The 24,429-nt window shown below is 64.2% G+C and carries 24 protein-coding genes; 12 read left to right on the top strand and 12 right to left on the bottom strand.

Annotated elements, in window-relative coordinates; genetic code table 11:
* Positions 1-6: 6 nt before the first annotated feature.
* The 5 genes from GEMMAAP_RS08545 to murA form a co-directional block, all read right to left on the bottom strand.
* On the bottom strand, positions 7-345 hold the full coding sequence (locus tag GEMMAAP_RS08545) for a L7Ae/L30e/S12e/Gadd45 family ribosomal protein (protein WP_158514787.1): 339 nt from the start codon (positions 343-345) through the stop codon (positions 7-9).
* A gap of 38 nt (positions 346-383) precedes the next feature.
* Positions 384-1,697: a transcription termination factor NusA gene (gene nusA, locus GEMMAAP_RS08540; RefSeq protein WP_053334438.1), complete on the bottom strand. Its 1,314-nt coding sequence runs from the start codon at positions 1,695-1,697 to the stop codon at positions 384-386.
* Between the two features lie 9 nt (positions 1,698-1,706).
* Positions 1,707-2,174: a ribosome maturation factor RimP gene (locus GEMMAAP_RS08535; RefSeq protein ID WP_043581407.1), complete on the bottom strand. Its 468-nt coding sequence runs from the start codon at positions 2,172-2,174 to the stop codon at positions 1,707-1,709.
* Between the two features lie 245 nt (positions 2,175-2,419).
* Positions 2,420-3,127 (bottom strand): purine nucleoside phosphorylase YfiH/LACC1 family protein, encoded by a 708-nt coding sequence (locus GEMMAAP_RS08530; RefSeq protein WP_053334437.1) that lies wholly within the window; start codon positions 3,125-3,127, stop codon positions 2,420-2,422.
* A gap of 11 nt (positions 3,128-3,138) precedes the next feature.
* Positions 3,139-4,434 carry a UDP-N-acetylglucosamine 1-carboxyvinyltransferase gene (murA, locus tag GEMMAAP_RS08525; RefSeq protein ID WP_026850625.1) on the bottom strand — a complete coding sequence of 432 codons (1,296 nt, stop codon included), beginning with the start codon at positions 4,432-4,434 and terminating at the stop codon, positions 3,139-3,141.
* A 97-nt stretch (positions 4,435-4,531) separates the two neighbouring features.
* On the opposite strand from murA, the gene GEMMAAP_RS08520 reads away from it, so the two are divergent.
* Positions 4,532-5,158, top strand: a complete 627-nt coding sequence (locus tag GEMMAAP_RS08520) for a DUF948 domain-containing protein (protein WP_026850624.1) — start codon at positions 4,532-4,534, stop codon at positions 5,156-5,158.
* The gene (locus GEMMAAP_RS08515; protein ID WP_082821185.1) at positions 5,082-6,092 is read left to right on the top strand and encodes a zinc dependent phospholipase C family protein; all 1,011 of its coding nucleotides are present in this window, start codon (positions 5,082-5,084) and stop codon (positions 6,090-6,092) included. Before GEMMAAP_RS08520 ends, GEMMAAP_RS08515 begins: the two co-directional genes overlap by 77 nt.
* Here GEMMAAP_RS08515 and gatB read toward each other — a convergent pair.
* From gatB to GEMMAAP_RS08480, 7 genes are read right to left on the bottom strand one after another with little or no spacing between them, the layout of a single operon-like run.
* Positions 6,061-7,527, bottom strand: coding sequence for an Asp-tRNA(Asn)/Glu-tRNA(Gln) amidotransferase subunit GatB (gatB, locus tag GEMMAAP_RS08510; RefSeq protein ID WP_043581405.1), 1,467 nt, complete (start codon positions 7,525-7,527; stop codon positions 6,061-6,063). The genes GEMMAAP_RS08515 and gatB overlap by 32 nt on opposite strands.
* Positions 7,524-8,903: an Asp-tRNA(Asn)/Glu-tRNA(Gln) amidotransferase subunit GatA gene (gatA, locus tag GEMMAAP_RS08505; RefSeq protein ID WP_026850622.1), complete on the bottom strand. Its 1,380-nt coding sequence runs from the start codon at positions 8,901-8,903 to the stop codon at positions 7,524-7,526. The genes gatB and gatA overlap by 4 nt, the downstream gene beginning before the upstream one ends.
* Positions 8,900-9,217, bottom strand: coding sequence for an Asp-tRNA(Asn)/Glu-tRNA(Gln) amidotransferase subunit GatC (gene gatC, locus GEMMAAP_RS20530; RefSeq protein ID WP_075071466.1), 318 nt, complete (start codon positions 9,215-9,217; stop codon positions 8,900-8,902). Before gatC ends, gatA begins: the two co-directional genes overlap by 4 nt.
* A 1-nt stretch (position 9,218) precedes the next feature.
* Positions 9,219-11,648, bottom strand: coding sequence for an ATP-dependent helicase (locus GEMMAAP_RS08495; RefSeq protein WP_026850621.1), 2,430 nt, complete (start codon positions 11,646-11,648; stop codon positions 9,219-9,221).
* On the bottom strand, positions 11,645-12,799 hold the full coding sequence (locus GEMMAAP_RS08490) for a sensor histidine kinase (RefSeq protein ID WP_026850620.1): 1,155 nt from the start codon (positions 12,797-12,799) through the stop codon (positions 11,645-11,647). Before GEMMAAP_RS08490 ends, GEMMAAP_RS08495 begins: the two co-directional genes overlap by 4 nt.
* 52 nt (positions 12,800-12,851) lie before the next feature.
* The gene (gene serS / locus GEMMAAP_RS08485; RefSeq protein ID WP_026850619.1) at positions 12,852-14,129 is read right to left on the bottom strand and encodes a serine--tRNA ligase; all 1,278 of its coding nucleotides are present in this window, start codon (positions 14,127-14,129) and stop codon (positions 12,852-12,854) included.
* Positions 14,130-14,142: 13 nt separating this feature from the next.
* Positions 14,143-14,688 carry a hypothetical protein gene (locus GEMMAAP_RS08480; RefSeq protein ID WP_026850618.1) on the bottom strand — a complete coding sequence of 182 codons (546 nt, stop codon included), beginning with the start codon at positions 14,686-14,688 and terminating at the stop codon, positions 14,143-14,145.
* 220 nt (positions 14,689-14,908) lie between these two features.
* Here GEMMAAP_RS08480 and GEMMAAP_RS20525 point away from each other — a divergent pair, with 220 nt between their 5' ends.
* The 10 genes from GEMMAAP_RS20525 to GEMMAAP_RS08430 all read left to right on the top strand — a co-directional run bounded on the left by GEMMAAP_RS20525 (position 14,909) and on the right by GEMMAAP_RS08430 (position 24,422).
* Positions 14,909-15,262 (top strand): roadblock/LC7 domain-containing protein, encoded by a 354-nt coding sequence (locus GEMMAAP_RS20525; RefSeq protein ID WP_026850617.1) that lies wholly within the window; start codon positions 14,909-14,911, stop codon positions 15,260-15,262.
* Positions 15,263-15,282: 20 nt separating this feature from the next.
* Positions 15,283-15,711, top strand: coding sequence for a response regulator transcription factor (locus tag GEMMAAP_RS08470; RefSeq protein ID WP_053334434.1), 429 nt, complete (start codon positions 15,283-15,285; stop codon positions 15,709-15,711).
* Entirely contained in the window at positions 15,671-16,771 is a 1,101-nt protein-coding gene (locus GEMMAAP_RS08465; RefSeq protein WP_082821180.1) for a mannose-1-phosphate guanylyltransferase, read from the top strand. Before GEMMAAP_RS08470 ends, GEMMAAP_RS08465 begins: the two co-directional genes overlap by 41 nt.
* Positions 16,768-17,982: a putative sugar nucleotidyl transferase gene (locus GEMMAAP_RS08460; protein ID WP_026850615.1), complete on the top strand. Its 1,215-nt coding sequence runs from the start codon at positions 16,768-16,770 to the stop codon at positions 17,980-17,982. Before GEMMAAP_RS08465 ends, GEMMAAP_RS08460 begins: the two co-directional genes overlap by 4 nt.
* Positions 17,957-18,844 (top strand): MBL fold metallo-hydrolase, encoded by an 888-nt coding sequence (locus GEMMAAP_RS08455; RefSeq protein WP_053334433.1) that lies wholly within the window; start codon positions 17,957-17,959, stop codon positions 18,842-18,844. The genes GEMMAAP_RS08460 and GEMMAAP_RS08455 overlap by 26 nt, the downstream gene beginning before the upstream one ends.
* Positions 18,845-19,154: 310 nt before the next feature.
* A complete protein-coding gene (locus tag GEMMAAP_RS08450) occupies positions 19,155-19,706 on the top strand; it encodes a hypothetical protein (RefSeq protein ID WP_026850614.1) in 552 nt (183 codons plus the stop codon).
* A gap of 167 nt (positions 19,707-19,873) precedes the next feature.
* Positions 19,874-20,248, top strand: a complete 375-nt coding sequence (locus GEMMAAP_RS08445; RefSeq protein WP_145979065.1) for a hypothetical protein — start codon at positions 19,874-19,876, stop codon at positions 20,246-20,248.
* A 5-nt stretch (positions 20,249-20,253) separates the two neighbouring features.
* Positions 20,254-21,033, top strand: coding sequence for a fimbrial biogenesis chaperone (locus GEMMAAP_RS08440; protein WP_145979064.1), 780 nt, complete (start codon positions 20,254-20,256; stop codon positions 21,031-21,033).
* Positions 21,033-21,554, top strand: coding sequence for a hypothetical protein (locus tag GEMMAAP_RS08435; RefSeq protein ID WP_026850611.1), 522 nt, complete (start codon positions 21,033-21,035; stop codon positions 21,552-21,554). Before GEMMAAP_RS08440 ends, GEMMAAP_RS08435 begins: the two co-directional genes overlap by 1 nt.
* Positions 21,555-21,590: 36 nt before the next feature.
* Positions 21,591-24,422 carry a hypothetical protein gene (locus GEMMAAP_RS08430; protein ID WP_145979063.1) on the top strand — a complete coding sequence of 944 codons (2,832 nt, stop codon included), beginning with the start codon at positions 21,591-21,593 and terminating at the stop codon, positions 24,420-24,422.
* The last annotated feature ends 7 nt before the right edge of the window (positions 24,423-24,429 follow it).

Genomic DNA, 24,429 nt, shown 5'->3' with positions numbered 1-24,429 from the left:
ATCCTCCTACCGCGAAACCCGCGTCGCGTCGCCTGCCGGGGTTGCCCCGGCCATGGCGCCACGGATACCCCGCGCCAGCGCCTGATCCACGATCCCTATCGTCGCTGTGGTATCCCGCCCCACAGCGCCACCCAACTCGGCCGCACTTGGCCACTCCACCATCTCGACTTTCCGGGCCCGGAGGACCGGCACCACCTTTTCGAGCGAGTGACGCGAGACATCTTGCGCCACCAATACCAACTGCAGACTGCCCTTCTGCGCCGCGATCTTTGTCTGCTCCACACCGATCACCACCAGGCGACCACGCGCGCCGAGCCCTACGAGTCCGAGCACCTTGCGGCGCATCACCTCATTGAGAGTCGGCGGCAAGGTTTCGCCATCACTCACGCGCTGACACCACCTTCGTCGTCTTCGGTCGTGAGTTCATCGATGATCGACATGATGCGGTCTGCCTCTTCAGGCGCGATGCCCGGCAGTCGCAGCAGATCGTCCCGATTGAGATCGAGAATGTCGTTCAGCGTGTTGTAACCCGCTTCCGACAGCACCGCCACCGTGGCCGTTTCGAGGCCATCGATCTCAGTGAGCGGGATATCGGCTTCGGCTTCGTCTTCGGGGAGCGGGGCGAACAACGGCCCCTCACCGCCCTTCTCGAGCCATTCACGGCTTGAGTAGAGGTCGATCTTCCAGCCGGTCAGTTCCGACGCGAGCCGCACATTCTGTCCGTTGCGTCCGATGGCCAGCGACAGCTGATCCTCGTCAACGACGGCCTGAATGGTACGTGACACGGCATCACTGAAGACGCGCGCCACGCGGGCCGGCGCCAGGGCCAGCTTCGCAAACCGCTCAGGATCGGGAGACCACGGCACGATATCGATGCGCTCGCCACCCAGTTCGTTGACGACCGCCTGTACCCGGGCTCCCTTGAGCCCCACGCACGCTCCGACCGGATCGACGGCGTCATCGCGCGACGTGACGGCAATCTTGGTGCGACTTCCGACTTCACGCGCGGCGGCCTTGATCTCCACGATCCCCTGCTGGATTTCCGGCACTTCGAGCTTGAAGAGCGCCTGCACAAACAGGGCGTCGGCCCGGCTCAGAATGAGTCGCGGCCCCTTGGGGGTGTCCTCGACCCGCTTGAGCACCGCGCGCACCGGCTCGCCCTGATGGTAATGCTCACGATGATTCTGTTCACGGTACGGAATAATGGCTTCCGCTTCCCGGAACTTGTTGAGCATGACCACGAGCTTTCCGCGCTCGATCTGCTGCACCTCACCTGACAACAGATCACCGACCCGACCCGCGAATTCATCGCGAATACGGGTCCGCTCGCCTTCGCGCACGCGCTGAATGATGCGCTGCTTCGCGGCCTGAACGGCTGTGCGGCCGAACTCCATGAAGTCGACGGGAATTTCCATGACGTCACCCGCCTGGAATTCCGGATCCATGAAGCGCGCCTCTTCAAGCGTTACTTCACGAGATTCGTCGGTGACTTCATTCACCACCGTCTTCAGCAGCACGATGCGAATGGCGCCCTTGACTTCATCAATTTCGATTTCCGCCTGGACGTTGGCCCCGTGCTTCTTGGCCAGTGCGGCCAGAATGCCGTCCTGGAGAAGCCCGTGCAGCTCCTCGCGCGTGATCTGCTTCAGATTCGACAGCTCACGTAACGCTGTGAGAATTTCCGCCGATCCGGCCATCCGTCTCCCCTATCGTTTCCAGTGAAACGCCAGTCGCGCTTGCGACACCTCGCGGAGCGGCACCTGTACTTCCCGCCCCTTCGGGTCCCGCACCAACGCCACCTCAGCGCCTGACTCGCCATCCAGCGCGAGAATCTCGACTTCCTGTTTTCCACCCGCCAACAACGCACAGGTGACCGTCGCCCGACGACCAATGAACCGGCGCCAATCGGCGGCATGCCGAAGTGGCCGGTCCGCGCCAGGCGAGGACACCTCCAACACATACTGCTCGGCAACCAGCGCATCCGCTTCCAACCGGGCTTCGAGAGCCCGAGAGGCGTGCGCACAGTCGTCGACCGTCACCTTTTCTTCGTCCCGGCGATCGATCCGGATCTCCAGCACAGGACGAGCCTTTGAGCCCCCCCGACGCAGCTCGACCAGATCGAAGCCCAGTGCGTCAAGTTCCCGCGTGACAATGGGTTCGATAGACTCGCCCACCTGCTGACCTCCAAAACGACAACCTGACTGCGACCAGCAGGCACCGTACGGCACCACTGGAATATGAACTCCGCGTAACCCCCAGAGAACAAAAAAGTGTGGGGGCCATCCCCACACTTCTTCCGCCCACGCTAGGCGGACGAGGTCACCAGAGGTTCCATCTCAGACTTGCAAGCTATGGACGGGCTATGGCTGGGTCAAGATGACTGGCCGTTCTTCGGACAATCTGCAGCGTGTTGCCACCATTAAAGCAGCGCGACCACGCCCAGCATGCGACCGGCATCGCCGCCGCGATGGCTGAAGTACCGGTCCTGGTGGCATTTGGTGCACCCGTCCGCGGTCCGAACCGAAGCGACCCGACGGACCGTGGCCTGCTCCGCCAGCACCGCCCGGACGTCAAGGTACCCTTTCGCGTGGTGGAGCGTTCCGAACATGGCGTCGAGGACTTCGGGCCCCACCTCATAACAGTCACGGCAGATCGCCGGACCGAGAAAGACACCACACTCGTCGGGGGCATACCCTTGCTGTTCGAAGAGGTCGAGCCCCCGATCCAGAATGCGCGCCGCGGTACCACGCCAGCCAGCATGAAGGGCGGCCACCGCTCCGCGGGGGTGCCATACGATCACGGGCGTGCAATCGGCAACGGTCACCGCCAGCGCTGTCCCCGGGGTCGCGGTCCAATGGCCATCGATGCCCTGCCCCCGGAGCCAGCCCCGCCAGTCTCCGTGGTGTTGCGCCACCTCGGCCCCATGGACCTGATGGGCCGTGGCCAATCGGGTGACCCCGAGGGCGGCCAACTCCTCCTGCAATGCTCCCCACCGGGACATCACATCGGCGACTGGCTCGGAGGAGCCCAGCCCAAACGACCCGTTGGCGCGCGTGGTAGTCCAGCCGCGCATCCAATCAGGGAGGCCAGTGACTTCCTCCGCCCGGGGCAATACCGCGGTGGTCACGAAGGGAGGGGTTACTGCGCGCTCAGAACCACGCGCTTGATCCGGGCGCCCAGCGCCCCCAGACGGGACTCGATACGCTCGTATCCCCGCTCGATCTGCTGCGCGTTATTGATGACACTGGTGCCGTCTGCACACAGTGCCGCCAGCAACATGGCCATGCCGGCACGGATGTCCGGGGATTCCACCGTTCCACCTCGCAATTGGGTGGGACCGGAGACAATGGCCCGGTGCGGATCACAGAGCACGATGCGGGCCCCCATCCCCACCAGCTTGTCGGTGAAATAGAGGCGCGACTCGAACATCTTCTCATGGAAGAGAATCATGCCTTCGCATTGGGTCGCGGCCACAATGGCGATGGACATGGTATCCGCCGGAAAGGCCGGCCACGGCTGGTCTTCCAGCTTGGCCACGTGTCCGCCCAGATCGTTCTGCATCTGACGCGACTGCTCAGCCGGGACGATCAGGTCGTCGCCGTCGATCTGACAGGAGATGCCCAGCTTTTCAAAGCCCATGAGCGTGCTGCGCAAGTGCTCAACGCCGGCGCGCTCAATGCGCAGGGTGGATCGGGTAACCGCCGCGAGGCCGATGAACGATCCGACCTCGATGTGATCCGGTCCGATTTCATGGGTCGCACCGCCGAGCGGCAGCCCCCCCTCGATGGTATACACGTTGGAGCCGATCCCCTCGATGCGAGCCCCGAGGGCGACGAGGAACCGGGCCAGATCCTGTACGTGCGGCTCGCTGGCGGCATTTCGCAGGATGGTGCGTCCCTTGGCGGCCACAGCGGCCACCAGCGCGTTCTCTGTGGCCGTGACGCTGGGTTCATCGAGGAAGACGTCCGCGCCGACCAGGCCGGGGGTGTCAAAGCGGAACCGGGCGCCGAGCTCGTAGGTGGCGCCGAGGGCCTGCAAGACGTGGAAGTGAGTATCCAGACGACGACGTCCAATGACGTCGCCTCCCGGCGGGGACAGCGTAACGGTCCCGCAGCGTGCCAGCAGCGGGGCGGCCAGCAGGATGGACGCCCGAATGCGCACGCACATGGCCGGATCCAAGTCAGCCGCGCGGACCTCCCGGGCGTGGATGCGCAGGGAATTCTCGCCGTTCCACTCGCAGTCGGCGCCGGTGGTGCGGATCAGCTCCACCAGCGTTTCAATGTCCCGGATACGCGGGACATTGTGCAATTGCACAGGCTGGTCCGTGATCAATGCTGCCGCAACGATAGGCAACGCCGCGTTCTTGTTGCCCGCAGGGCGAATGGTGCCCTGGAGGCGCTGACCACCTTCTACGATGTATTGAACCGCGGACATATGATCTGGGCGAGGCGCGAGATTCGAACGGCGTGAGCAACAAGGTTAGTCACGCGACGCCATGGACACGAGCCTTGGGAGCCCTTAGATCAACAGTATGGCCCTTGTGAGCGCAGTGCCCCAGCTCCTGACGTGGTCCCTGATGCAGGTCGTAAGCCTGCCGGACACGATCATTGCCCGCACCATCCCGGATCGTGGCGTGCTGGAATGGACGAGTGGCATTCTGCAGATCGTCGTGCTCCTGCTTGCCGTTGGTGCGCTAGTGGTCTTCATCCTGCTGCTGGCAGCGCTTCGGGAGGGGGTGAAGAAACTCAATGCGTCGCTGGAGCGCATTGCCACTGATACCCGCCCCATCCTTGCCAACGCCAACGCGATTGTCGGTGATGCGCGGGACATGGTGGCCACGGTCAAGCGAGATGTGCAGGTGGTGAGTGATGCCGCGGCCGCCGTAGGGGACACCATCCTCGATGCGGCCGAGATCACGGCACAGCGGGTTGATGAAGTGAATGCCGTCCTGGACGTGATTCAGGACGAACTGGAGGAAACGGCGATCACGGCGGTGACGGCGATTCGTGGCGTCCGGCTGGGGGCCAACGAAATGCTGTCACGCTTGCCGGGCGGCCGTCGGAAACGTCGGCGTCCCCGCGATGACGGGGGCAGCTCGCGACATCCGACACGGCCCTTGCGGGGCGACGGTGCCAGCGATCCGGATGATCGTGACTGACGGTCGGCGGCTTCCATGGGGCCTTGCCCTGCTGGTCGCTGTAACAGCCGTCGCGATGCTCCCGTCGGCGGCCTGGGCTTGGACGCCAGGAACCCACGTCTTTCTGGGTGACGCGGTCCTTCGCCATTTGCACCTCGTGCCTTCATCCATCGCGGACCTGCTCGCCGCATTCCCGGCGGATTTCCTGTACGGGTCCATTGCCGCCGACACGAGCATCGCCAAGAAGTACGCGGAAGTCGGCCGGCATTGCCATTCGTGGCACGTTGGCCTGGAGATTCACGACGAAGCCGAACCGCCAGCATTGCGGGCCTTTGCGCTGGGCTATTTGTCGCACCTCGCCGCCGACGTCGTGGCGCACAACTTTTTCGTCCCGCGACAGCTGGCGGTCACGTCCAGTACCACCGCACTCGGCCACAGCTATTGGGAGAGCCGAATAGACACGCACATTGGCGATCTGTGGCCTCGCCGTGCCCGCGAACTGCTCACTCTTGATCATTCGCGGGCCGACCAGCACCTCGACCGCATTTTGAGCCCCACGTTGTTCGGCACCCCAACCAACCGGCGCATCTTCCGCGGGATGGTCTATGTCACGGATACCGAATCGTGGCAGCGCATCTTCCAGTTGGTGTCCGAGAATAGCCGATGGGATCTGAGCGATGCCGACGTTGGACGATATCTGTCCCGCTCGTTCGACTATGTGGTGGATCTGCTGAACCGATGGGACGCAAGCGAGCCGTATCGATTTGATCCGTCGGGGGACAAGCCTTTACGCGAGGCCAAGCAGGTGCGCCGCCTCGCCCGAAGGCAAGGCGGCGACATGCGCGCCGCCCTCGAGGCCGACCGCATGTTCGGCATGCCGACCACTCCGCTGCGACATGCTGCGGAGTTGCCGTTACCGCCGTTCAGTCCGCGCGAGCGCCCAGTAGCTGGTTGACCTTCTTGGGGTCGGCTGCGCCTTTTGATTTTTTCATGACGAGGCCGACCAGCACGCCCTGCAGCTTTTTTTCGCCGGAGAGAAAACGGGCGGCCTCCGCAGGGTTTTCGGCAAGGACTTCGTCGATCCAGCCCACGAGGGCCCCGTCATCGCGGACCTGCAGCAGCCCGGCGCCCCGTGCCAGTTCCAGCGGGTCCCCGTCCTGTTGCTCCAGCATAGTGAAGAGCTGACGGGCCGCCGTATTGGAGAGTTCACCGGACGCTTCCATCCGGATCAAAGCGCCGAGACGCTCCGGTGAGACGGGATGCGCAGACAACGGCTGTCCTGAGGCATTCACAGCCGCGAGCACGGGGCCCAGCATCCAATTGGCCGCACGACGCGCATCACCGGCCGCTGCCGCCATGGCTTCAAACCGATCGGCCAACTCGCGAGTGACAACCAGTTGCTCGACCTCTGTCAGGCCGAGCCCATATTGGGCAACGAAACGTTCCCGACGTGCCGGAGGAAGCTCCGGCAGCGCGGCGCCCTGCGCGGCGATGTACTCCGCCGACAGGCGCAATGGCGGCAAATCCGGCTCAGGAAAATAGCGATAGTCGTGACTGCCTTCCTTGCTCCGTGCAGGCCGGACCTGCTGACGCTTGTCATCGTACAGCATGGTCTGCTGTTCGATGATCCCGCCGGCGGCCAGGACCGTGCATTGCCGAACGAACTCAATGTCCACGGCGCGCTCGATGGCCGAGAAGGAATTGAGATTCTTGATCTCTGTTTTGGTGCCGAGGGTCTGCTCTCCGTGGCGACGCACCGAGATGTTCACATCTACACGGAGTGACCCTTCTTCCATGTTCGCGTCGGAGACTTCGGCATACTCGAGGATCTGCTTGAGGCGTCGCGCGTAACTCACGGCGTCCTCGGCACTGCGGATATCGGGCTCGGACACGATTTCCACGAGCGGCGTACCGGCACGATTGAGATCAATGGCCGAGACGTCCGCAAACCGATCATGCACCGACTTGCCCGCGTCTTCCTCCATATGCACCCGATGGACCCGGATGACCCGTGGTATACCAGCGGCATCGTGCCCCACGACGATTGCCCCTTCGGTTGCCAGCGGCCGATCGAACTGGGAGATCTGATATCCCTTGGGCAGATCGGGATAGAAGTAATTCTTCCGTGCAAAGACCGACGTTTCGTGCACGGTGCACCCCAGCGCCAGCGACGCGCGCGTCGCCAGCTCCACGGCGTGCGCATTCAGTACCGGAAGCGCTCCTGGAAGACCCAGACACACGGGACAGGTGTTCGCGTTTGGCGCGTCGCCGAACGACGTGTGGCAACCGCAGAAGATCTTGCTGCGCGTCTTGAGTTGGCAGTGCACTTCCAACCCGATGACGAGTTCCCAATCACTCGTCGCGGTCGTCGTCGCAGTCGCGTTGGTCACTGGTGTGCCTCCGCCCCAAGTACCCGTTCCAGTGCGGCCGCTGCCCGAAGCATGGTGGCCTCATCAAACGGTGCGGCCATGAATTGTCCCCCGACCGGGAGCCCATCGATACGACCGACCGGTAGCGACATGGCCGGAATGCCCGCCAGGTTGGCGGTGACCGTAAAGATGTCGCTCAGATACATCTCGTAAGGATCAGAGACTTCGCCGAGACGAAACGCCGTGGTTGGCGCTGTTGGCGTGAACAGCAGATGCACGCCACTGGCGAAGACCTGCGTAAACTCCTGCGTGATGAGCGAGCGCACGGCTTGTGCCCGCTTGTAATACGCATCGTAATAGCCGGCACTCAGGACGTACGTGCCGAGCAGAATACGCCGCGTGACTTCGGCACCAAAGCCCTGCGATCGTGTTTGCTCGTACAGGGTGCCGAGATCCGCCGCCGGCGCACGATGTCCGTACCGCACGCCATCGTAGCGCGCGAGGTTACTGGAGGCTTCGGCCGGCGCGATGATGTAATACACGGGGATCGCCAACTCGGTACTGGGCAGCGATACGTCACGGACTTCCGCGCCCAAGGCCACCAACGAGGCGAGTGCGCGTTCGCATCGTTCCGCCACGCGTGGATCGAGGGACGCCGGGAAATACTCCCGCGGCTTGCCCACCACGAGCCCCGTCAGTGGACGATCACTGGTGCCAAGATCTGGGACCAGTGAAGGCACGAGGGTGTTCGCACTGGTGGAATCGAAGCGATCGTGTCCGGCAATTACCTGCAGTCCGAGTGCCGCCTCATGGACCGTCGCACCGAAGACTCCCACGTTATCGAGCGACGAGGCGTACGCCACCAACCCATATCGACTGACTCGACCATACGTGGGCTTGATCCCCACGATGCCGCAGAAGGCCGCTGGCTGTCGCACGGAGCCGCCCGTTTCGGAGCCCAACGCGATGCGGACGACCCCGGAGGCCACCGCGGCGGCCGAGCCGCCGGAACTGCCCCCCGGCACGCGCGTGCGATCAACCGGATTGCGCACCGGTCCGTACGCGCTGTTCTCATTGGACGAGCCCATCGCGAACTCGTCCATGTTGGTCTTGCCGATGATCGCAGCACCGGCCTCGCGCAGCTTGCGAACCGCGGTGGCTTCAAACGGACTGATGTAGCCGTCAAGGATCTTCGACCCGCAGGTCGTAGGCATGTGCAGCGTTGCCAGATTGTCCTTGACCGCCACGGGCACGCCGGCGAGCGAACCAGTGGCGTTGCCGACCGCTGTGCGATCGGTGGACAGGAACGCATTGAGTCCGTCGGGACCGGCCTGCACGGCGTCAAAGACGCTCCAGGCGTCGGAGACACGGTGGGCGCGCAGCGCGTCGATGGTCATGCGTCCTCCGCCACCTTGGCCTCCAGGGCCCCATGCGTGGTGAGTCGCGGCACGAGGAAGAAGCCGTCACGCGCTGCGGGCGCAAAGGTTTCGCGCGTGCGCAGCAATGGGTCGGCCGGCAGGGCGTCGTCGCGCAGCGGCGCCGCGTGATACGGCGCGGTGAGTGGCACAGCGGATATGTCGACCTGCTGCAGAACATCCATGTGCCCGAGAATCCCATTGAGCTCCGCCACCAACGAAGGAACGCGGTCCTCTTCCAGGCCGAGCCGGGATAATCGGGCCACGTGCCTGACATCATCCGGTGTTACCGACATATCACTCCCACCCCTTTTCCAGCTTGGCCTGAGCGAGCACGAGCGTCTTTCGCCCGATCTCCTCGTCGTCGAAATCAATGCGCACCTTGGTATCGCGACCGCTGCCGGTGAGTTCGGCGATTGTTCCGGAGCCGAACTTCGCATGCTTCACCCGTTCCCCCGGCGTGAAGCTGGGTGCGTCCTGCGATTCGTCTTCGGGATTGGGCATCTTGTCGCGCCGATTGGGGGCACTGAAGCCACCCGGCGGCGCGGTTTCGAAGGGGATGTTGTTCGGTCGGTCATTGTACGCCGACGAGCCGTAGGGGCCTCCACTCCGACGCGGTGCCGGGGTCCCTGCCCCGCCACCGGTTCTTCCCCAACTGGCATCGCCACCAGCGCGACTACTCCCCAACCCCGAGAACCCGCCACGGCCTTCGTGCTTGGCGCGCGCCGTCATGCCTCGTTCCGCGAGTGACGGCGTAATGACTTTGAGAAAGCGCGACGGCATGGACACCATGAGCTCTCCGTTGCGGCGACGCTGCTCCGCACAGGTGAGATACAGCTTTTCCTCGGCGCGCGTGATACCCACGTAAAACAGACGCCGCTCTTCTTCGAGCTGGCTGGGGTCTTCGCTGGCCCGCGCGAGGGGGAAGAGTCCGTCCTCCAGTCCGCACACAAACACCAACGGGAACTCAAGCCCCTTGGCGTTGTGCATGGTCATGCACACCACGGCATCCGCGTTGGGATCGAGCTTGTCGATACCGGCAACGAGGGTCGATGACTGCAGAAAATGATCCAGCGGCGTGAGACCGACTTCACCGCCTTCGTCGGCCACAACTTCGGCGGCACCGGCAATCATTTCGCGCACGTTTTCAATGCGCTCCTGCCCTTCCGGACCCTCTGCCCGCAGATGGTCCGCGTACCGAATGGCCTGCACGAGGTCACGCAGCAGTTCATCGACGGAAGCGTCCACAGCGGCCGCGCGCAGGCGATGCACCAGCGTGACGAATTCGTCGATGGCTCCACGCGCCGCAGGACGCAACGACGCAATGACGTCGAGGCGCGAGGCGATTTCCAGCAGTGGCTTTCCTTCCAGTGCCGCCTTTTCCACCAGCAGCGCAATGGTCGCATCGCCGAGTCCCCGCTTAGGCACATTGACGGCGCGCCGGAAGGCTTCGTCGTCGGCCGGATTGGCGACCAACTTGAGATACGCCATCAGGTCGCGAATTTCGCGACGGTCGTAGAACCGCACGGCCCCCACGAGACGATATGGAATGCTGCGTCGGCGGAAGGCGTCTTCAATGGCGCGCGACTGCGCGTTCGTGCGGTAGAGCACCGCACAGTCGCGTCGCGCCAGATCCGATTTGGCCATCCGGGTCAGGATGGTTTCGGCAATGAAATCGGCTTCGTCCCGCTCATCAAGTGTTTCGATGAGCGTCACCGGTTCCCCTTCTGGACGGGTCGCCCGCAAGGTCTTGCCGCGGCGTTCGGTGTTCTCGGCAATGACGGCGTTGGCGAGGGCCAATACGTTGGGCGTGGACCGGTAATTCTCCTCAAGGCGCACAATGCGCGCGCCGGGGAAATCCCGCTCGAAATCGAGGATGTTCCGGATATCCGCGCCACGCCAGCCATAGATGGACTGGTCATCGTCGCCCACCACCATCACGTTCCCGTGGAGCCCGCCAATGAGTTGCACGAAGCGGTACTGCGCGGCGTTGGTATCCTGGTATTCGTCCACCAGCACGTAGCGAAACCGCCGCTGATAGTGTTCACGAAGCTGCTGATCGGTTTCCAGGGCCCGTACCGGCAGCACCAGGAGATCGTCAAAGGTGACGGCATTGGTTTGCTGCAGCGCCACCTCGAGATCGCTGTACACCCCAGCAACCGCCATCGTGAACGTATCGCGCGCCGTACGCGCATACTCGTTAGGGGAGACCAGTGCGTTCTTGGCACTGGAGATGGCACTGATGATGGCCTTGGGCGCGAACTGCGTGGGGCTCAGCTTCCGCTTTTCCATGACGCGCTTGATGGCGCCCAGCGTGTCGTCTTCGTCGTAGATCGTGAAGTTCTGTTCGCGACCGACCAATGGGGCAACCCCGCGAAGCATGCGCGCGCCCAGCGAGTGGAAGGTCCCGCACCACATGCCCTTGGGCTCGTGCCCGAGCAGCTTGGCAATGCGTTCGCGCATTTCACCAGCGGCCTTGTTCGTAAACGTGACCGCCAGAATTTCGTGCGGGGCGACGTTCTGCGCCCCAATCAGGCGCGCGATCCGCGTGGTGAGGACCCGTGTTTTGCCGGAACCGGCACCGGCCAGCACCAGAGCTGGCCCGTCGTCGTGAAAGACTGATTCGCGCTGGCCGGGGTTCAGGCCACGCGTAATAGCGTCAAGGTCGAGCGCTGGCGCGGAGGGCGCGGCGTCAAAAAGGGATGCGGTCCAACCCGTCGTCGTCATCCATGCAAGATAACGTCGAACGCGGCGCCACGGTCGGTCTCGGCAAGGATCAGGCGTCCATCGTGGTTTTCTTCGACAATTCGGCGTGCCAGGGAGAGTCCGATGCCCCATCCCCGGTCTTTGGTGGTGAACCCGGCGTCGAAAATGCGCTTGCGGAGCTTGCGCGGGACGCCGGGCCCATCGTCCTGCACCCGGATGCGAGCGCCTCCCTCGGGGAGCGGAGTGGCGGACACAATGACTTCACCGTTGCGCCCACCCAGCGCATCCATGGCGTTCTTGATCAGCACTTCCAATACCCACTCGAGCAAGACCAGATCACCGCGCACCATGACGGGAACACCGGGATGCTCGCTACGAATGGTGACGGTCCGTGCCAAGGTGGGAGCCCGCATCGCGAAGTAGCCCGCAAGACGCTCGACCAGCTCGCTCGCGTCGACCCGTTCATCGCGCGGTGGCCGGCCGATGCGCTCAAACCGGTGCGAGACGCGTTCCAGCCGCTGCAGATCCTGCCCCATCCCCTCGACCGCCCTGGAGGCCGTTGTACCCTGCACCGTGTCGGCCAGTAATTCGATCCAGCCCGCCAGGGCCGACAAGGGGGTACCCAATTGGTGCGCCGCTTCACGCGCCATTCCGGCCCAGACCTTCTCCCGCTCCGCTCGTCCACGCTCAACCAGCGCGTAGATGCCGAACGCGAGCAACAGAACGATGCCGAGTGCCTGCAACAGCGGGATGTACCGCAATCCGCTGACAATGGCACTGTCACCAAAGTGCACTGCGCCAACTGCCGGCTCGACGATAGGGGGATTCTCGCGGTCCAGTTCCATGAGATACCGCCAGAAACTGACACTGTCCTCCGGCACTACATGTGTAGGGAGGTTGGCGGTCGCGGACACGCGCCCATTCTTGTCCGTGAGGACCAGGGGCAAACCGGACTCACGGATCTGCCGCGAGAGGTCGAGAAGCGCGATGGTTGGATCAGCGTTGAGGCTGGTATCCTGCAGTGCCTCGTAGATCCGGGCATACATGCGCCCCTGGCCACCGGCAGCCGCTCGGAGCTGTGTGACCACGTGCTGGGTATAGGCCACGTACCAGCCGAGCAACCCGAGGACGCCCAGCACCATCGCAACCACCGGCCAACGGCGACGGCGCATCGAGGAGGGGGGCGTAATGGGCGGAGGGGAAACTCGGTGCGGCGTCCGGCGCTCAGCGCAGGACGGCGCGTCCGAAATAGGGCTGCAGCGCTTCGGGGATACGGACCGAACCGTCTGCCTGCTGGTGATGCTCCAGGATGCTCGCAATGATCCGCGAAAACGCGAGGGCCGAACCGTTCAGGGTGTGCACGAAGCGCGGTTTCTCACCAGCGGCGGGACGGTACCTGATATTGGCCCGCCGGGCCTGAAAATCAGTGAAGACGCTACAACTCGACACTTCCAGCCATTTCCCGACCGCGGGGGCGTACACCTCAAGATCGTACGTCATCGCACTGGAGAAGCCGGTGTCGCCAGCGGCCAGCAGCACGCGTCGGTAGGGCAGTTCCAGTCGCTCCAGCATTGTTTCTGCATGCTGCGTGAGTAGCTCGAGCTGCTCGCGCGAATTCTCAGGGGTGGCGTATCGCACCAGTTCCACCTTGTCGAACTGGTGCACGCGCAACAGCCCACGCGTGTCTTTCCCGGCCGAGCCGGCCTCGCGCCGGAAGCAGGCACTGTAGGCGCAGAGCCCCTTGGGGAGATCGGCGGCTTCGAGAATTTCGTCGCGGTAGAGATTGGTCACCGGCACTTCGGCGGTAGGAATGAGGAACAGCTCCTCGTCCGGAATGCCGTACATATCGTCTTCAAACTTGGGCAACTGCCCGGTGCCGGTCATGCTCGCGCGATTCACGACCAACGGGACCCACGCTTCCTCGTAGCCGTGCTCCTCGGTATGCGTATCGAGCATCATGTTCATCAACGCCCGGACCAGCTTGGCCCCGGCACCGCGATACACGATGAAGCCGGAACCGGTGATTTTGGCACCGCGGGGCAGGTCAAGCATGCCCAGCTCGGCCCCCTTTTCCCAATGCGGCATGATGCCCGTGGCATCGAGGCGCGGCGCCCCCCACGACTTGACGACCGTATTGTGGGACTCGTCCCCCTCGGGGACCTCGGGGAGCGTGATGTTGGGCAGCTCGTAGAGCATGGCCTGCACAGCCGCCTCCGCCTCATTCTTGCGCTGCTCCAACAACGCAATGGCCTCTCCGATCGCGCGCCCTTCAGCCATCAGGGCAGTCGCGTCGTCACCAGCCTTTCGCTTCTGGGCGACTTCCTGCGTGACCTTGTTACGGCGCGCTTGTTGCCCTTCCAACTCCGTAATCGCGGCACGGCGGTCTCTTTCCAACGATTCCGCACGATCGAGCAGGGAAGCGAGTTCCGCCAGCTTCCCGCGGCGGCGCATGCCATCGCGGAGGTGTTCGAGTTGGTCCCGCAGCAGCCGAATATCGTGCATACCGAGTGAAGAATCAGTTCGAGGGAAGGCCTTCGGAGAGCGCCCGGTAGCCACAATTGCGATTGATCAGGGCCCGCAGCACGATGCGGCGCTCCGCCGCGATAACGCTGTCGACGATGGCCTTGCCGTAATACGGTTCGCCATAAATGCAGCCGGAGCTGGAAAGGCGCACCAACACCACTTCATTGGTAGAGACCACCAATGTGGAGTCGTCGGTATATCCACGATCCGGGGCACGGGAAACCGCCGAAAACGCCGAGGTGGACTTGGTCAACCCCACCGTTGGGGCTCCGGCCGGCGGCTGCGGGACAAACGACCGGGCTGGCATGAAGCGCACCTTGCCGTCGCTCGTGATATCGAAGGCGACTTCGAAGTTTACCGACCCATTGGCCAGAATCTGCGGCCGTTCGGTGGTTTGGGCGCTGAACTGCACGGCGGCTGGCAGGGCCGCGCTGGTGCCGGTTATGGCCCAGATGCTGTAGCTCCTGATGGCGTTTTCTGATGTCGCGGGCGACAGGAAGTTGTTGTTGTCGCCACAGGCGGCGAGAGCGCCGGCCACGCCAGCAGCCAGGCCAAACGATAGAGCGCGCCGAGCGAGGCGGGGCGCGCTGCACAAACGAGCAAACAGGGTGGTGCCCATGGTGTTTCCAGAGGTGATCCGGCGAGGACGCCGGCGTACGACACGCAGCGGAGGTTACCGCTCAACTCGTGTCCGGGCAAGCGCTTCGGACACGTTGTTCTCGCTTGACTTCACCCCGCAGGAGGGACAGCGTTCCGCCATGCCCACCATTCGTGATCTGGTCAGCGCCCTGCGACGCCGGGAAGGCGTGGACGCGGCCATCGTGCTCGGCCGCGACGGCCTGTTGATAGACGGGAACAGCGCGGCACCGCTTGATCCGGAGGGGCTGGCGGCCTTTGTGCCCCCGATGGCCCTCGCGGCCGTAGAAATGGGGCTGGCCTCCCAACGGGGAGATTTCGGCCTGATGGTGCTGGAATACGCCGCCGGCAACGTCGTGGTGACGGTGCTCTCGGCGGACGTCTATCTGCTGGTGCTCCTGCAGCCGACGGCCAATCTGGCGGCGCTGCTCTACGAACTGCGGCGGCATCGCGCTCAGATCGCGGCGCTCGTCTGACCGGCGCCACGGCCGTTCGCATGCCCGAGTCTACCGTGTCCACCGTGACCGTTTTGGTGGTGGACGACGAGCCACACATTGGCAACATCATCCGTACCCGGCTCGAGCAGGATGGCATCGCGGTGCATCTGGCCGAAAACGGCGTGGAAGCACTGTCGACGCTGGCGCGTGACCCGGCCATTGGGCTGCTGGTCCTCGACTTGATGCTCCCTGGTATGTCCGGCATCGACATTTTGCGGATCGTGCGTCAGGACGCCCGCTGGGCCCTCCTTCCCTGCATTGTGCTGACTGCGGCCGGACAAGACGCGCAGCTGCGTGAGGTGGAGACGCTGGGCGTCGCCGAAATCATGACCAAACCGTTCAGTCCCCGTCGCCTGCTGGCGCGCGTTCGCGCCTACACCGCCCCGGATGTCGTGCCACACGACGTCGGGGACGCCGGGGCGCTATGACTCCATTCACACCCGGGTGGGTGCGCTGATGATTCGTTGGAATGTGGTACTTGCCGGTGGCGTGGGTTCGCGATTCTGGCCGCTCTCCACTCCGGAGCGCCCCAAGCAGCTGCTGCCATTGGTTACCGATGCCCCGATGCTGTGCGACACCATCGACCGGCTGCGCCCGTCGGCGCCACCGGAACGGACGCTGGTGCTGACCAACGCCTCCCTGCGCGATGCCGTCCTGCGCCTCGACCCGTCGCTGCCGCCGGAGAATGTGATTGCCGAACCGCGACCGGCCGGGACGTGCGCCGCGCTGGCGTGGGCCGCGCAACTCATTGCGCAGCGGGACGGCAGTGATGCGGTGATGGTGTGTACCCATGCGGACTGGGCCATCGGCGACGTGCCAGCCTTTCGCGCCACGTTGGACCATGCGGCTACGGTGGCGCTGGCAGAACGCGCACTCGTGACGGTGGGCATTGTCCCGTCACGGCCAGATTCGGGCTTCGGCTATATCCAGCCCGGAGCACTGGTCCGTGACGATGTGCGCCGGGTCGCCCGCTTTGCCGAAAAGCCGGACCGCGCCACGGCTGAACGCATGGTCGCCGACGGGTATCTGTGGAATTCGGGGATTTTTGTCTGGTGCGTCGGGGATCTGCTGGAGGAGATCCGGCTGCACACCCCGGAAGTACAGCCGGCACTCGAACAGTCTGAAGGCGACCTCGCGCGATTCTTTGCCGAGGTCACGAGCATTGCGATTGATGTGGGCGTGCTGGAGCGCAGCCAGCGTGTCCTGGTGCTGCCGGGGCAGTTCGGCTGGGACGATGTCGGGACGTGGGCCGCGCTCCATCGGGTGCGCCAGCACGACAGTCAGGAGAACGCCATGCTGGGCCCCAGCGTGGCCTGTCAGGCCACTGGCAACGTGGTGCACGCCGATGGCACGCAGGTAGTGCTGTACGGGGTGCACGACCTTGTGGTGGTCGCGAGGAGCGGCCTGGTCATGGTGACGTCACGCGACAAAGCCGCCGACCTCAAAACCCTGCTCGATGCCCTGCCCCCTGAGGTTCGCGACCGATGATCGTGCTGTATGATGATGCGCCCGCGCGGCGCTTCGAACCGTTTGCCACTACACGTCCTCTGGGTGAGATGCGCGTCGGCGCGTTACTGCAGCGCGAGCGCTGGCAGTACCTGCTGGGCGCTGCGGCGCAGGGGTTCGTGTCGTCTCCGCATTTGGACGGTTTTGAAGAGGGGGAAGCGCCACCGCGCATCCACGGCGAGCTGCCGGTGAACACCTGGCTGGTGAACACGCGGGCGGTGCCGGTGCTGCAAACGGCCTCCAGTATTGCCTCGGTTATGGCCATCGATCATCGAGTGGCCGCCGTGCGGCTGGCCGCCCCCGTGCCACTGGAGCAGCTGCGCGATGCGCAGTTCTCGCTCGAAGATGTGATGCCAAGTACGGGATCGATGGCGAATTTGCCCGGCATCTGGCTGGATGAGGTGTGGGATCTCATCTCGCACCTCCAGACGGTCCTGAGTTCGGACATACCACTGCTGGCGGCCCGCCTTGGTGCCGCGCCACTGTCGGCCACGGATACCACCATCCTTGGCCCCCATCCGGTGTTTGCCGAAGACGGCGCCATCGTAGAGCCACACACCGTGTTCGACACGAGCAATGGTCCCGTTCTCTTGCGGGCGGGCTCCGTCGTGCAGGCGTTTACCCGGATCGTTGGACCGTGCTATGTGGGGCGTCAATCTACGGTCATGGGAGACCGGATCGCCGGATGCGCCATCGGCGATGTGTGCCGGGTGCACGGTGAAGTCTCTGCCTCAATTTTTGTGGGTCACGCCAATAAGGGACACGACGGCTTTGTCGGGCATTCCGTCCTTGGGCGCTGGGTCAATCTGGGCGCCGGCACCATTACGAGTAACCTCAAGAACACGTACGGAACGGTCTCGTTGTGGACCCCCGATGGTGTGCGTGACACGAAATTGCAGTTTCTCGGGACCCTCTTTGGTGACCACGCGAAGACCGGGATAGGCCTACGCCTGACCACCGGGTGCGTGGTGGGAGCGGGCGCCAATGTGTTTGACGCCATGCCACCCAAGGCCGTGGCGCCATTCTCCTGGGGCAGCGAGGCGCCGTACGGCGTCTTTGCCGCCGACAAGTTTGTGGAAGCCGCCGAGCGCATGATGGGCCGCCGGCAGGTGTACATGTCGCCGACGGCTCGTGCGTGGTATCAGCAGCTGCATAGCATGGCTGTTGGTGACGCACGGTGGACGCGCCGATGAGGGGGCCTCTGACCTCGTGGGGGGCGCGGTGATAACGGTGACCATGCTGGGGTCGGGGAGCCGTGGCAATGCCATTCTGATTGACGGCAGTGAAGGCACCGTGCTGGTGGACGCCGGTTTTGGCGTGCGCACGTTGGCCAAGCGGTTTGAAACCGCGCAGCGGGCTCCGGATGATGTGGGCGCGGTGTTGCTCACACACGAGCACGTGGATCATGCGTGTGGCGCAGCGGCCGCGTGTGACCGCTGGTCGTGGCCCATCCATGCGACATCGGCCACGTTGGCGGCACTCAGCGTTCAAGCGAGTGGATCGCCCATGCTCACGGTTCCACTGGCTGAGCGGGGCGCCACGACCGTGTGCGGTTTTTCGGTGGAACATGCGCCGGTTCCGCACGATGCCGCTGATTGTCGCGCGTTGGTGTTGACCGATGTGCGGAGTGGCGCCCGGGCCGGGATCGTGCTGGACGCGGGGCACGTGCCGGATGGCCTATCGGATTTTCTGGACCGACTCGACCTGTTGGTCCTCGAATCGAACCATGACAGCGCCCTGCTGACCAATGGCCCGTACCCGTGGCCGCTGAAGCAACGGATTAGCGGCGGTCAGGGGCACTTATCCAATGCGGAGGCGGCACACTTGGCGGCCGCCTGCGCCCACCGCGGACTTCGGGGCGTGGTGCTGGCGCACCTGAGCGAGACCAACAACACACCGGATCTGGCGCTTGGCGCGTCGCGCGATGCACTACGCAAGGCCGGGTGGAAAAGGGACAGTGTGTCGGCGGCACCGCAGAGGCTGCCGCTCTCACCCGTACGGACAGATGGCGGGGTGGGACGTCCAGCGGCCACACAACTGGCCCTCGGCCTTTAGCCGGACACAGCCGTACAACCGCTTGCCAATCATGTACTTAAGGTACTTCTATACAACATGAAGTATTCTTTAATCCAACAGTATCCGCAACACGCCGTTGCGTGGATTCAACAGAGCCAATTTTTGTGCCACGACGAAAAATGAACTGTTCTTAATTACACAAGGTGTTACGGGGCAGTCATTTGCGATCGTGAACGGTCATTCACGTGGCGCACTCGGCCGTAACGGCAAGGATCTGGCAACGGTCGAGACTGCCACCCGACGATGGGTGGAAGTCCCCCCTCACTTACCAGTCCGGAGTTTGCTTTACATGCGTCATACCCGAATCCTCCTGGTGTCGGCCGCGATGTTGCTGGCCGCGGGTTCACTCGAAGCGCAGACGCTGACGGCGTCCTGCAACCAAACCGCGAAGGCCGATTTCAACAGCACGGCCTGCGCGGTCACGAACACGTTTTCGGCCCTCGTGCCGTATCTCGCGACCGTCAACCATTCGACGTCGTCCGTGACGCTTCCGGCGGCCACGGTGGCGAACATGGATGCCGGCGTCTCGGCCAGCGTGACCGGCCCGACACTCACGGTCCAGAGCAATTTCGGCTACGTCATCACGGCGACGTCCAGTGGTTTCAACACCGTCAGCGGCTACACGAAGGCTACGGGCGATCTCGAGATTGCGACGGCCAACAATTCGGCGGATTTTGTCGCGCTGTCGTCGGGTGTGGTGATTGCCGGTGCTTCCAGCACGACGGCGACGCCGACCAGCACGCGGACACTGCCGTTGTGGTTCCGGGTCCGGTATGACTGGACGAAGGATTTGCCGGGCACGTATGACGCCACGGTGACCTACACGCTGACCGCTCCGTGAAGGGTCGCGGGGAGGGCGCGCATCGCGTGATGCGCCTCCTCCTCGCTGTTTCCCTGTGGGTTGCGCCCCCGGTGGGGGCCCAGAGCACGTGCACGCAGCTGAACACCGCCAGTTGCACGATCGCCGTTGATGCAACCGTATCCCTGCCTCATGCGGCGACGTTAACCGTGTCCTCACCAACCACTTCGGTTGGTCAGGTCACGGCGAGCGTCATTCAGGCCGGAACCCAATCGGTTGCCGGCCCCACCGTGACGGCCCGTGCCAACTTCGCATTCACCCTGCAACTGGCGTCTGTCGAGAGTCAGTGGGCGTACACCGGGTCCTTTGCCGATCCGTCAAAGCCGGTGGGTGATCTGGAGTGGCGCACCACAAGTCTTCCCTGGCAACCGATTGGTCGCAGTCAGGCGGCGCTTGTGGCCGGTGTGCTGCCTGGGAGCACGGAAACAACGAGGACGCTGGAATTTCGTGTGCAGTGGCGCTGGGGCGATACGCCGCCCGGTTACTACGCCATGCCGATACAGATCACACTGGTTGCCCCCTGACCCTCATGCTCTCTCCGCTTTGGCGTCCGACGACGGTCGCCATGCTGTGCGTGTTCCTGCCGACCGTGGCCACCGCGCAGCTTTCCATTGACCGTGGCGAACTTGATCTCGCGCCCACTGGTCCTGCACAGGCGCGCACCGGATTGCTGACCGTTCGCAATGCGGGTACGGCGCGGGTTCAGGGGATGGTGCAGATCGAGGATTGGGATCGTGCCGGTGATGGCGCCAATCGGTTCTTCCCGCTCGGCAGTCAGCCGCTGAGCTGCGGCACCGACCTGCAGGTGTTTCCCCGGACCTTGAGTCTGGCGCCTGGGGAAGTGCAAACGGTTCGCGTTGAATACACTGGCGGGGCGCGTGAGCGGGAATGCACCAGCCTGGTAGTCGTGCAGGACGCGTCCGCACCGTCGCAAGTACGAGGTGCCCTGCGCTTCACCATGCGGATGGGCCTTAAAGTCTACGTCACACCGCCGGGGGCTCAAGGCGGGGGCGATGTCGTGTCTGTTGATGTCACCACGACCTCACCGGATTCGCTGACGGTCGCGGTACTGTATCGCAACGAAGGCTCCCGTCGAGTGAAGGCACAAGGACGGCTTGAAGTGCGACGCGATGATAACAGCGTGGTCTCATCCGCCACCCTTCCCGATGTGTATGCACTGCCCGGCGCCACTATGCGTGTGGGTCGGTCGCTGGCGGCCTTGCCCCCCGGGCGCTACCTGGTGCTGGCCATTTTCGATTACGGCGGCGCCGAGTACGCGGCCGCCCAGCGGGAATTCGAGGTCCGCTGATGTCCGTGATGTGGCGCCGGCGCGCTTGCCGTCTGCTGGGGGATCTGCACGTGCGTCCCCGGTACCTCGCGTGGAGTTTTGCCGCCGCGGTGTTTTTTGCCGTTCCCGTTCACGCACAAACCCTCACCGTCGTGAGTGGTGCGATTGACACGTTGGTCACGGCCACAGCGCTCTCCAGCGGGATCGCGGTGGTCCGACAGATGACCGCATCGATCAGCAATTGCGAACGCCGCGGCGGCACGCGGACGTGCAGCGCGCACATTTCCGTCACCGCCGGTGGGTCCACGCTCTCTGCCACGGACCTGCGTTGGGGGGTCAATGCCGCGGCCTGCACCAATCCCGTGGCGGTATCGACAACGCCACCGCTCGCCAGCACGGCCTTTCCCGCGGTGCTCACCGTAACCGCCATCAACGGCGGAGCGAGCGGCCAGGCCAGTTTTGTGCTCTGCTATGTGGTGGGTTGGTCCACCGCGCCCGCCCGATACACGCCAACGCTGTACTTCCGCGTGGTGAGAGAGTAAATGCGCGACAGGCAGAAGAGTCGCGTCCTTCTGGGTGTGATGGCACTGTGGTGCGCGTCCTTCCCTGCGCAGCTGAACGCCCAACGTCCGACCGCGTTCCGTACGGACGTCGCGGTAACAGAGGCCACGGCGGCACGCCCAAACGACGACGCGCCAACTCGAACAGCCCCCATCACCGCGTCCATTGCGCCGGGTGGTGTTGCGGTCGTGCGCGTTCCCGTTCCTATTGTGCCAGGAGACGCCGCCGCCTCTGCACAGGCGGCCATCAGCTACAGCGTAACGCAAAGCAGCGGCACCCGAATTCTTGGCCCGGCGTTGGACCGTGTGCTGCCGCTGGATCGCGGTCGCACGTCGGTGCCAGTGACCGTGGCCCTCAGCCAACGTCAGGACGCAGGCAGCACTGAAGTGGCACTGGTCACCTTTCGCAGTGCGTCGGCAAGCGTAACCACGGCGGTGGTCATTGAAGTCCCGCGCGTGAACAAACTGAGTCTGGTGGTGACAACACCGCGCATTGCCGTATCCGCCGGCAGTTGGGCCTCGGTACGGGTCCGCATCAGCAATCAAGGCAATCACACGCCGTTACTGCGATTGGGGCTGCGGCTGCCGATCGGATGGAAAAGCCTCACGGATTCTCTCGTGAGTGCTCCGTCTGGCAGCACGCAGGAAGCCGTGTTGCGCTGGCGGATACCGGCGGGGGCGACCGTTGGCCTCCATCCCTCGCGGGTCGTCCTGCTCAGCGAAGGGGTGGTCGTGGCGGAGGCCCCGCTGAGCATCAGTATCACGGTGCCATCCGAAGTTCAGCAGGGGGTAACGGTCGACCTGACAAGCATGGCGATTCATACCCCGACGGCTTCGCCAGCAGCGGGCTACGGTCTCGCAATGCACGGGCAGCTCACCGACTCGGTGCAAATCGATCTTCGAGGCACGTTTGGGTATAGCCAGGATCAGGCCGCGGCCTTCGGACTGGCTCGCGCGGGGCTCCTGACGATGCCTCCGATGTTATCGCTCCAGATGCCGTCCGGCGGGATCAGCGCGGGCGCGCTGAATGTTGGCCTGCGCGATCCCGCGGGAGCCTTCGTGGCGGGATACGGGAGCGAGGTATCGTGGAACCGTCGGCGTTGGCGCCTCGGCGGATTTGGTGGTGTGCCATTTGGCCAGATGCGGGCCATGCACGGGTTGCCGGGCACCGGCCGCGGGACATTGGCCGGTGCGCATCTGGATCGAGGCGTCTGGAGTGGCCGAGTGGGCCTTGAAGCGGCAGCGGTCGATGATGCGCGCATGTGGCAACGCGTCAGGTCACTCACACTCTACGGATCTGACCTGAGCCTCGGCGGCGGGCAATTGTCTGCCGCCGCCGCCGTGCGGTCGCTCGGGAACCTTGATGGCAGCTCGCTGGCCCTTCCCGGATCGCCCTATGAGCAATCGTCATTCGTGCAGGGCCATCGACGAAGTGCCGGTGCGTCGGCCGCCTACTCACGGCAGACGGCGACCTCGGCGTTTGATGTGCGCGTGGTGCATGCACCCGGGACGAATCAGCGCTTCGCCAGAGCCGGCAGTGAAGCATCCGGCAATCTCTCCCATCGTTTTTCAGCCACTACGCAGGTGGCCAGCGGGGGGTGGCTGCAGCATGATGCTGCCTCGGCGATCGGACGCATGCAAACCGTGGGATGGTTTGTGACCCCGAGTTGGTCGCCCACGTCGTGGGGGATTCTCAATGCCGAGTTGCGAGGCTCCACGTTTGCCGTTCAGAGTGGACCTATTGGCTATCACAACGACGAGCAGACCGGAGCGATCAGTGCGGATCTGCAGACGGGCATCTGGTACGCCCGGGTGCGGACATCGTACGGCGTGCTGGCGCGACGTACGTCGGCTGACAGCTTCAGTATTCGAAATGCGCGCGGGCGTCGTGGCGAGCATCAGGTCAGGCTGGGGGTGCGCCACGCACGCGGTACGATTGATGTCTCGTGGGCGGCGCTCGGCTTTCAGGGCATCGCGATGGGGGTAGCACGGCAGGATATCGTGAGTGTCCGGATGGACCGGCTGACCATTGCCCACCTCTTCGACCGGCCGGTGGAACTCATGCTCGACGCCCAGCGTGCGCTGTCGGCGGCCGACAGGGCTGGCGGATGGATGGTGCATAGTGAAGTGGCGATCCCACTGCCGGGCACCACGCGGGTGGTGATTACATCCGATCGCAATCCGTTTCTTCGACTGCTGACGGGTGGCCCACCGCCCATGACGTATGGCGTTCGACTGGAGCAGCGAGCCCGTCTCCCGCAGTTCAGGCGCGGGGCCAGCGGGCGGCGTCGGGTCTTTGTCGATCATAACGGCAATCAACGCTTTGATGGTGGCGATGAACCGCTTCCAGCCATTGCCATTGAGTGCGCCGGGGTCGCCAGCACCACGGATCTTCAGGGGATGTTCAGCTGTCCCGGCCATCTGCGCAGCAGTCTTGACTTGCGAACAGTCCCTCTTGGGCTCGTCGCCCCTGCGAACATTGACGGCCCACACGACGTTGCGCTCCAGCACGTCCAGCCGATCGTGGTCGCGCTGCGGGTATCCGCGGCCGACTCCACGCGACTGGCAGCGAGTGAATTGCGACTGGCGATCCTCAGCGTGCGCGATGATCAGGGAACGCGGTGGCAAGCGCGGATGGAGACGGATGGCCGGTTTATTTTCGACGCGTTGCCCGCGGGGCATTACGTCCTCGACTTCGACCCCGGTGCGATGCGTGAACCCGCAACGCTGGTGGGCGCCCCGCCGGAGATCGTGGTGTCCGGGCAAGCGACACCAGCCTTGCTCACTGTTGACGTCCGGCCGCGTCCCCTGCGTCTGAAGACCCTTGCCCCGATGCCACCGAAATCATGAGACGGTT

Origin of the sequence: Gemmatimonas phototrophica (assembly GCF_000695095.2) — a bacterium.
Taxonomy (GTDB): Bacteria; Gemmatimonadota; Gemmatimonadetes; order Gemmatimonadales; family Gemmatimonadaceae; genus Gemmatimonas; species Gemmatimonas phototrophica.
The sequence above is the reverse complement of the archived record's forward strand: the minus strand, read 5'-3'. Positions and strand labels throughout refer to the sequence as shown.

Bases quoted from the DNA above. Each gene is read 5' to 3' on its own strand.
- GEMMAAP_RS08545 (WP_158514787.1), bottom strand. From the start codon at position 345: ATGCGCCGCAAGGTGCTCGGACTCGTAGGGCTCGGCGCGCGTGGTCGC.
- nusA (WP_053334438.1), bottom strand. From the start codon at position 1,697: ATGGCCGGATCGGCGGAAATTCTCACAGCGTTACGTGAGCTGTCGAAT.
- murA (WP_026850625.1), bottom strand. From the start codon at position 4,434: ATGTCCGCGGTTCAATACATCGTAGAAGGTGGTCAGCGCCTCCAGGGC.
- GEMMAAP_RS08520 (WP_026850624.1), top strand. From the start codon at position 4,532: ATGGCCCTTGTGAGCGCAGTGCCCCAGCTCCTGACGTGGTCCCTGATG.
- GEMMAAP_RS08515 (WP_082821185.1), top strand. From the start codon at position 5,082: ATGACGGGGGCAGCTCGCGACATCCGACACGGCCCTTGCGGGGCGACG.
- gatA (WP_026850622.1), bottom strand. From the start codon at position 8,903: ATGACCATCGACGCGCTGCGCGCCCACCGTGTCTCCGACGCCTGGAGC.
- gatC (WP_075071466.1), bottom strand. From the start codon at position 9,217: ATGTCGGTAACACCGGATGATGTCAGGCACGTGGCCCGATTATCCCGG.
- GEMMAAP_RS08495 (WP_026850621.1), bottom strand. From the start codon at position 11,648: ATGACGACGACGGGTTGGACCGCATCCCTTTTTGACGCCGCGCCCTCC.
- GEMMAAP_RS08490 (WP_026850620.1), bottom strand. From the start codon at position 12,799: ATGCGCCGTCGCCGTTGGCCGGTGGTTGCGATGGTGCTGGGCGTCCTC.
- serS (WP_026850619.1), bottom strand. From the start codon at position 14,129: ATGCACGATATTCGGCTGCTGCGGGACCAACTCGAACACCTCCGCGAT.
- GEMMAAP_RS20525 (WP_026850617.1), top strand. From the start codon at position 14,909: ATGCCCACCATTCGTGATCTGGTCAGCGCCCTGCGACGCCGGGAAGGC.
- GEMMAAP_RS08470 (WP_053334434.1), top strand. From the start codon at position 15,283: ATGCCCGAGTCTACCGTGTCCACCGTGACCGTTTTGGTGGTGGACGAC.
- GEMMAAP_RS08465 (WP_082821180.1), top strand. From the start codon at position 15,671: ATGTCGTGCCACACGACGTCGGGGACGCCGGGGCGCTATGACTCCATT.
- GEMMAAP_RS08460 (WP_026850615.1), top strand. From the start codon at position 16,768: ATGATCGTGCTGTATGATGATGCGCCCGCGCGGCGCTTCGAACCGTTT.
- GEMMAAP_RS08450 (WP_026850614.1), top strand. From the start codon at position 19,155: ATGCGTCATACCCGAATCCTCCTGGTGTCGGCCGCGATGTTGCTGGCC.
- GEMMAAP_RS08440 (WP_145979064.1), top strand. From the start codon at position 20,254: ATGCTCTCTCCGCTTTGGCGTCCGACGACGGTCGCCATGCTGTGCGTG.
- GEMMAAP_RS08435 (WP_026850611.1), top strand. From the start codon at position 21,033: ATGTCCGTGATGTGGCGCCGGCGCGCTTGCCGTCTGCTGGGGGATCTG.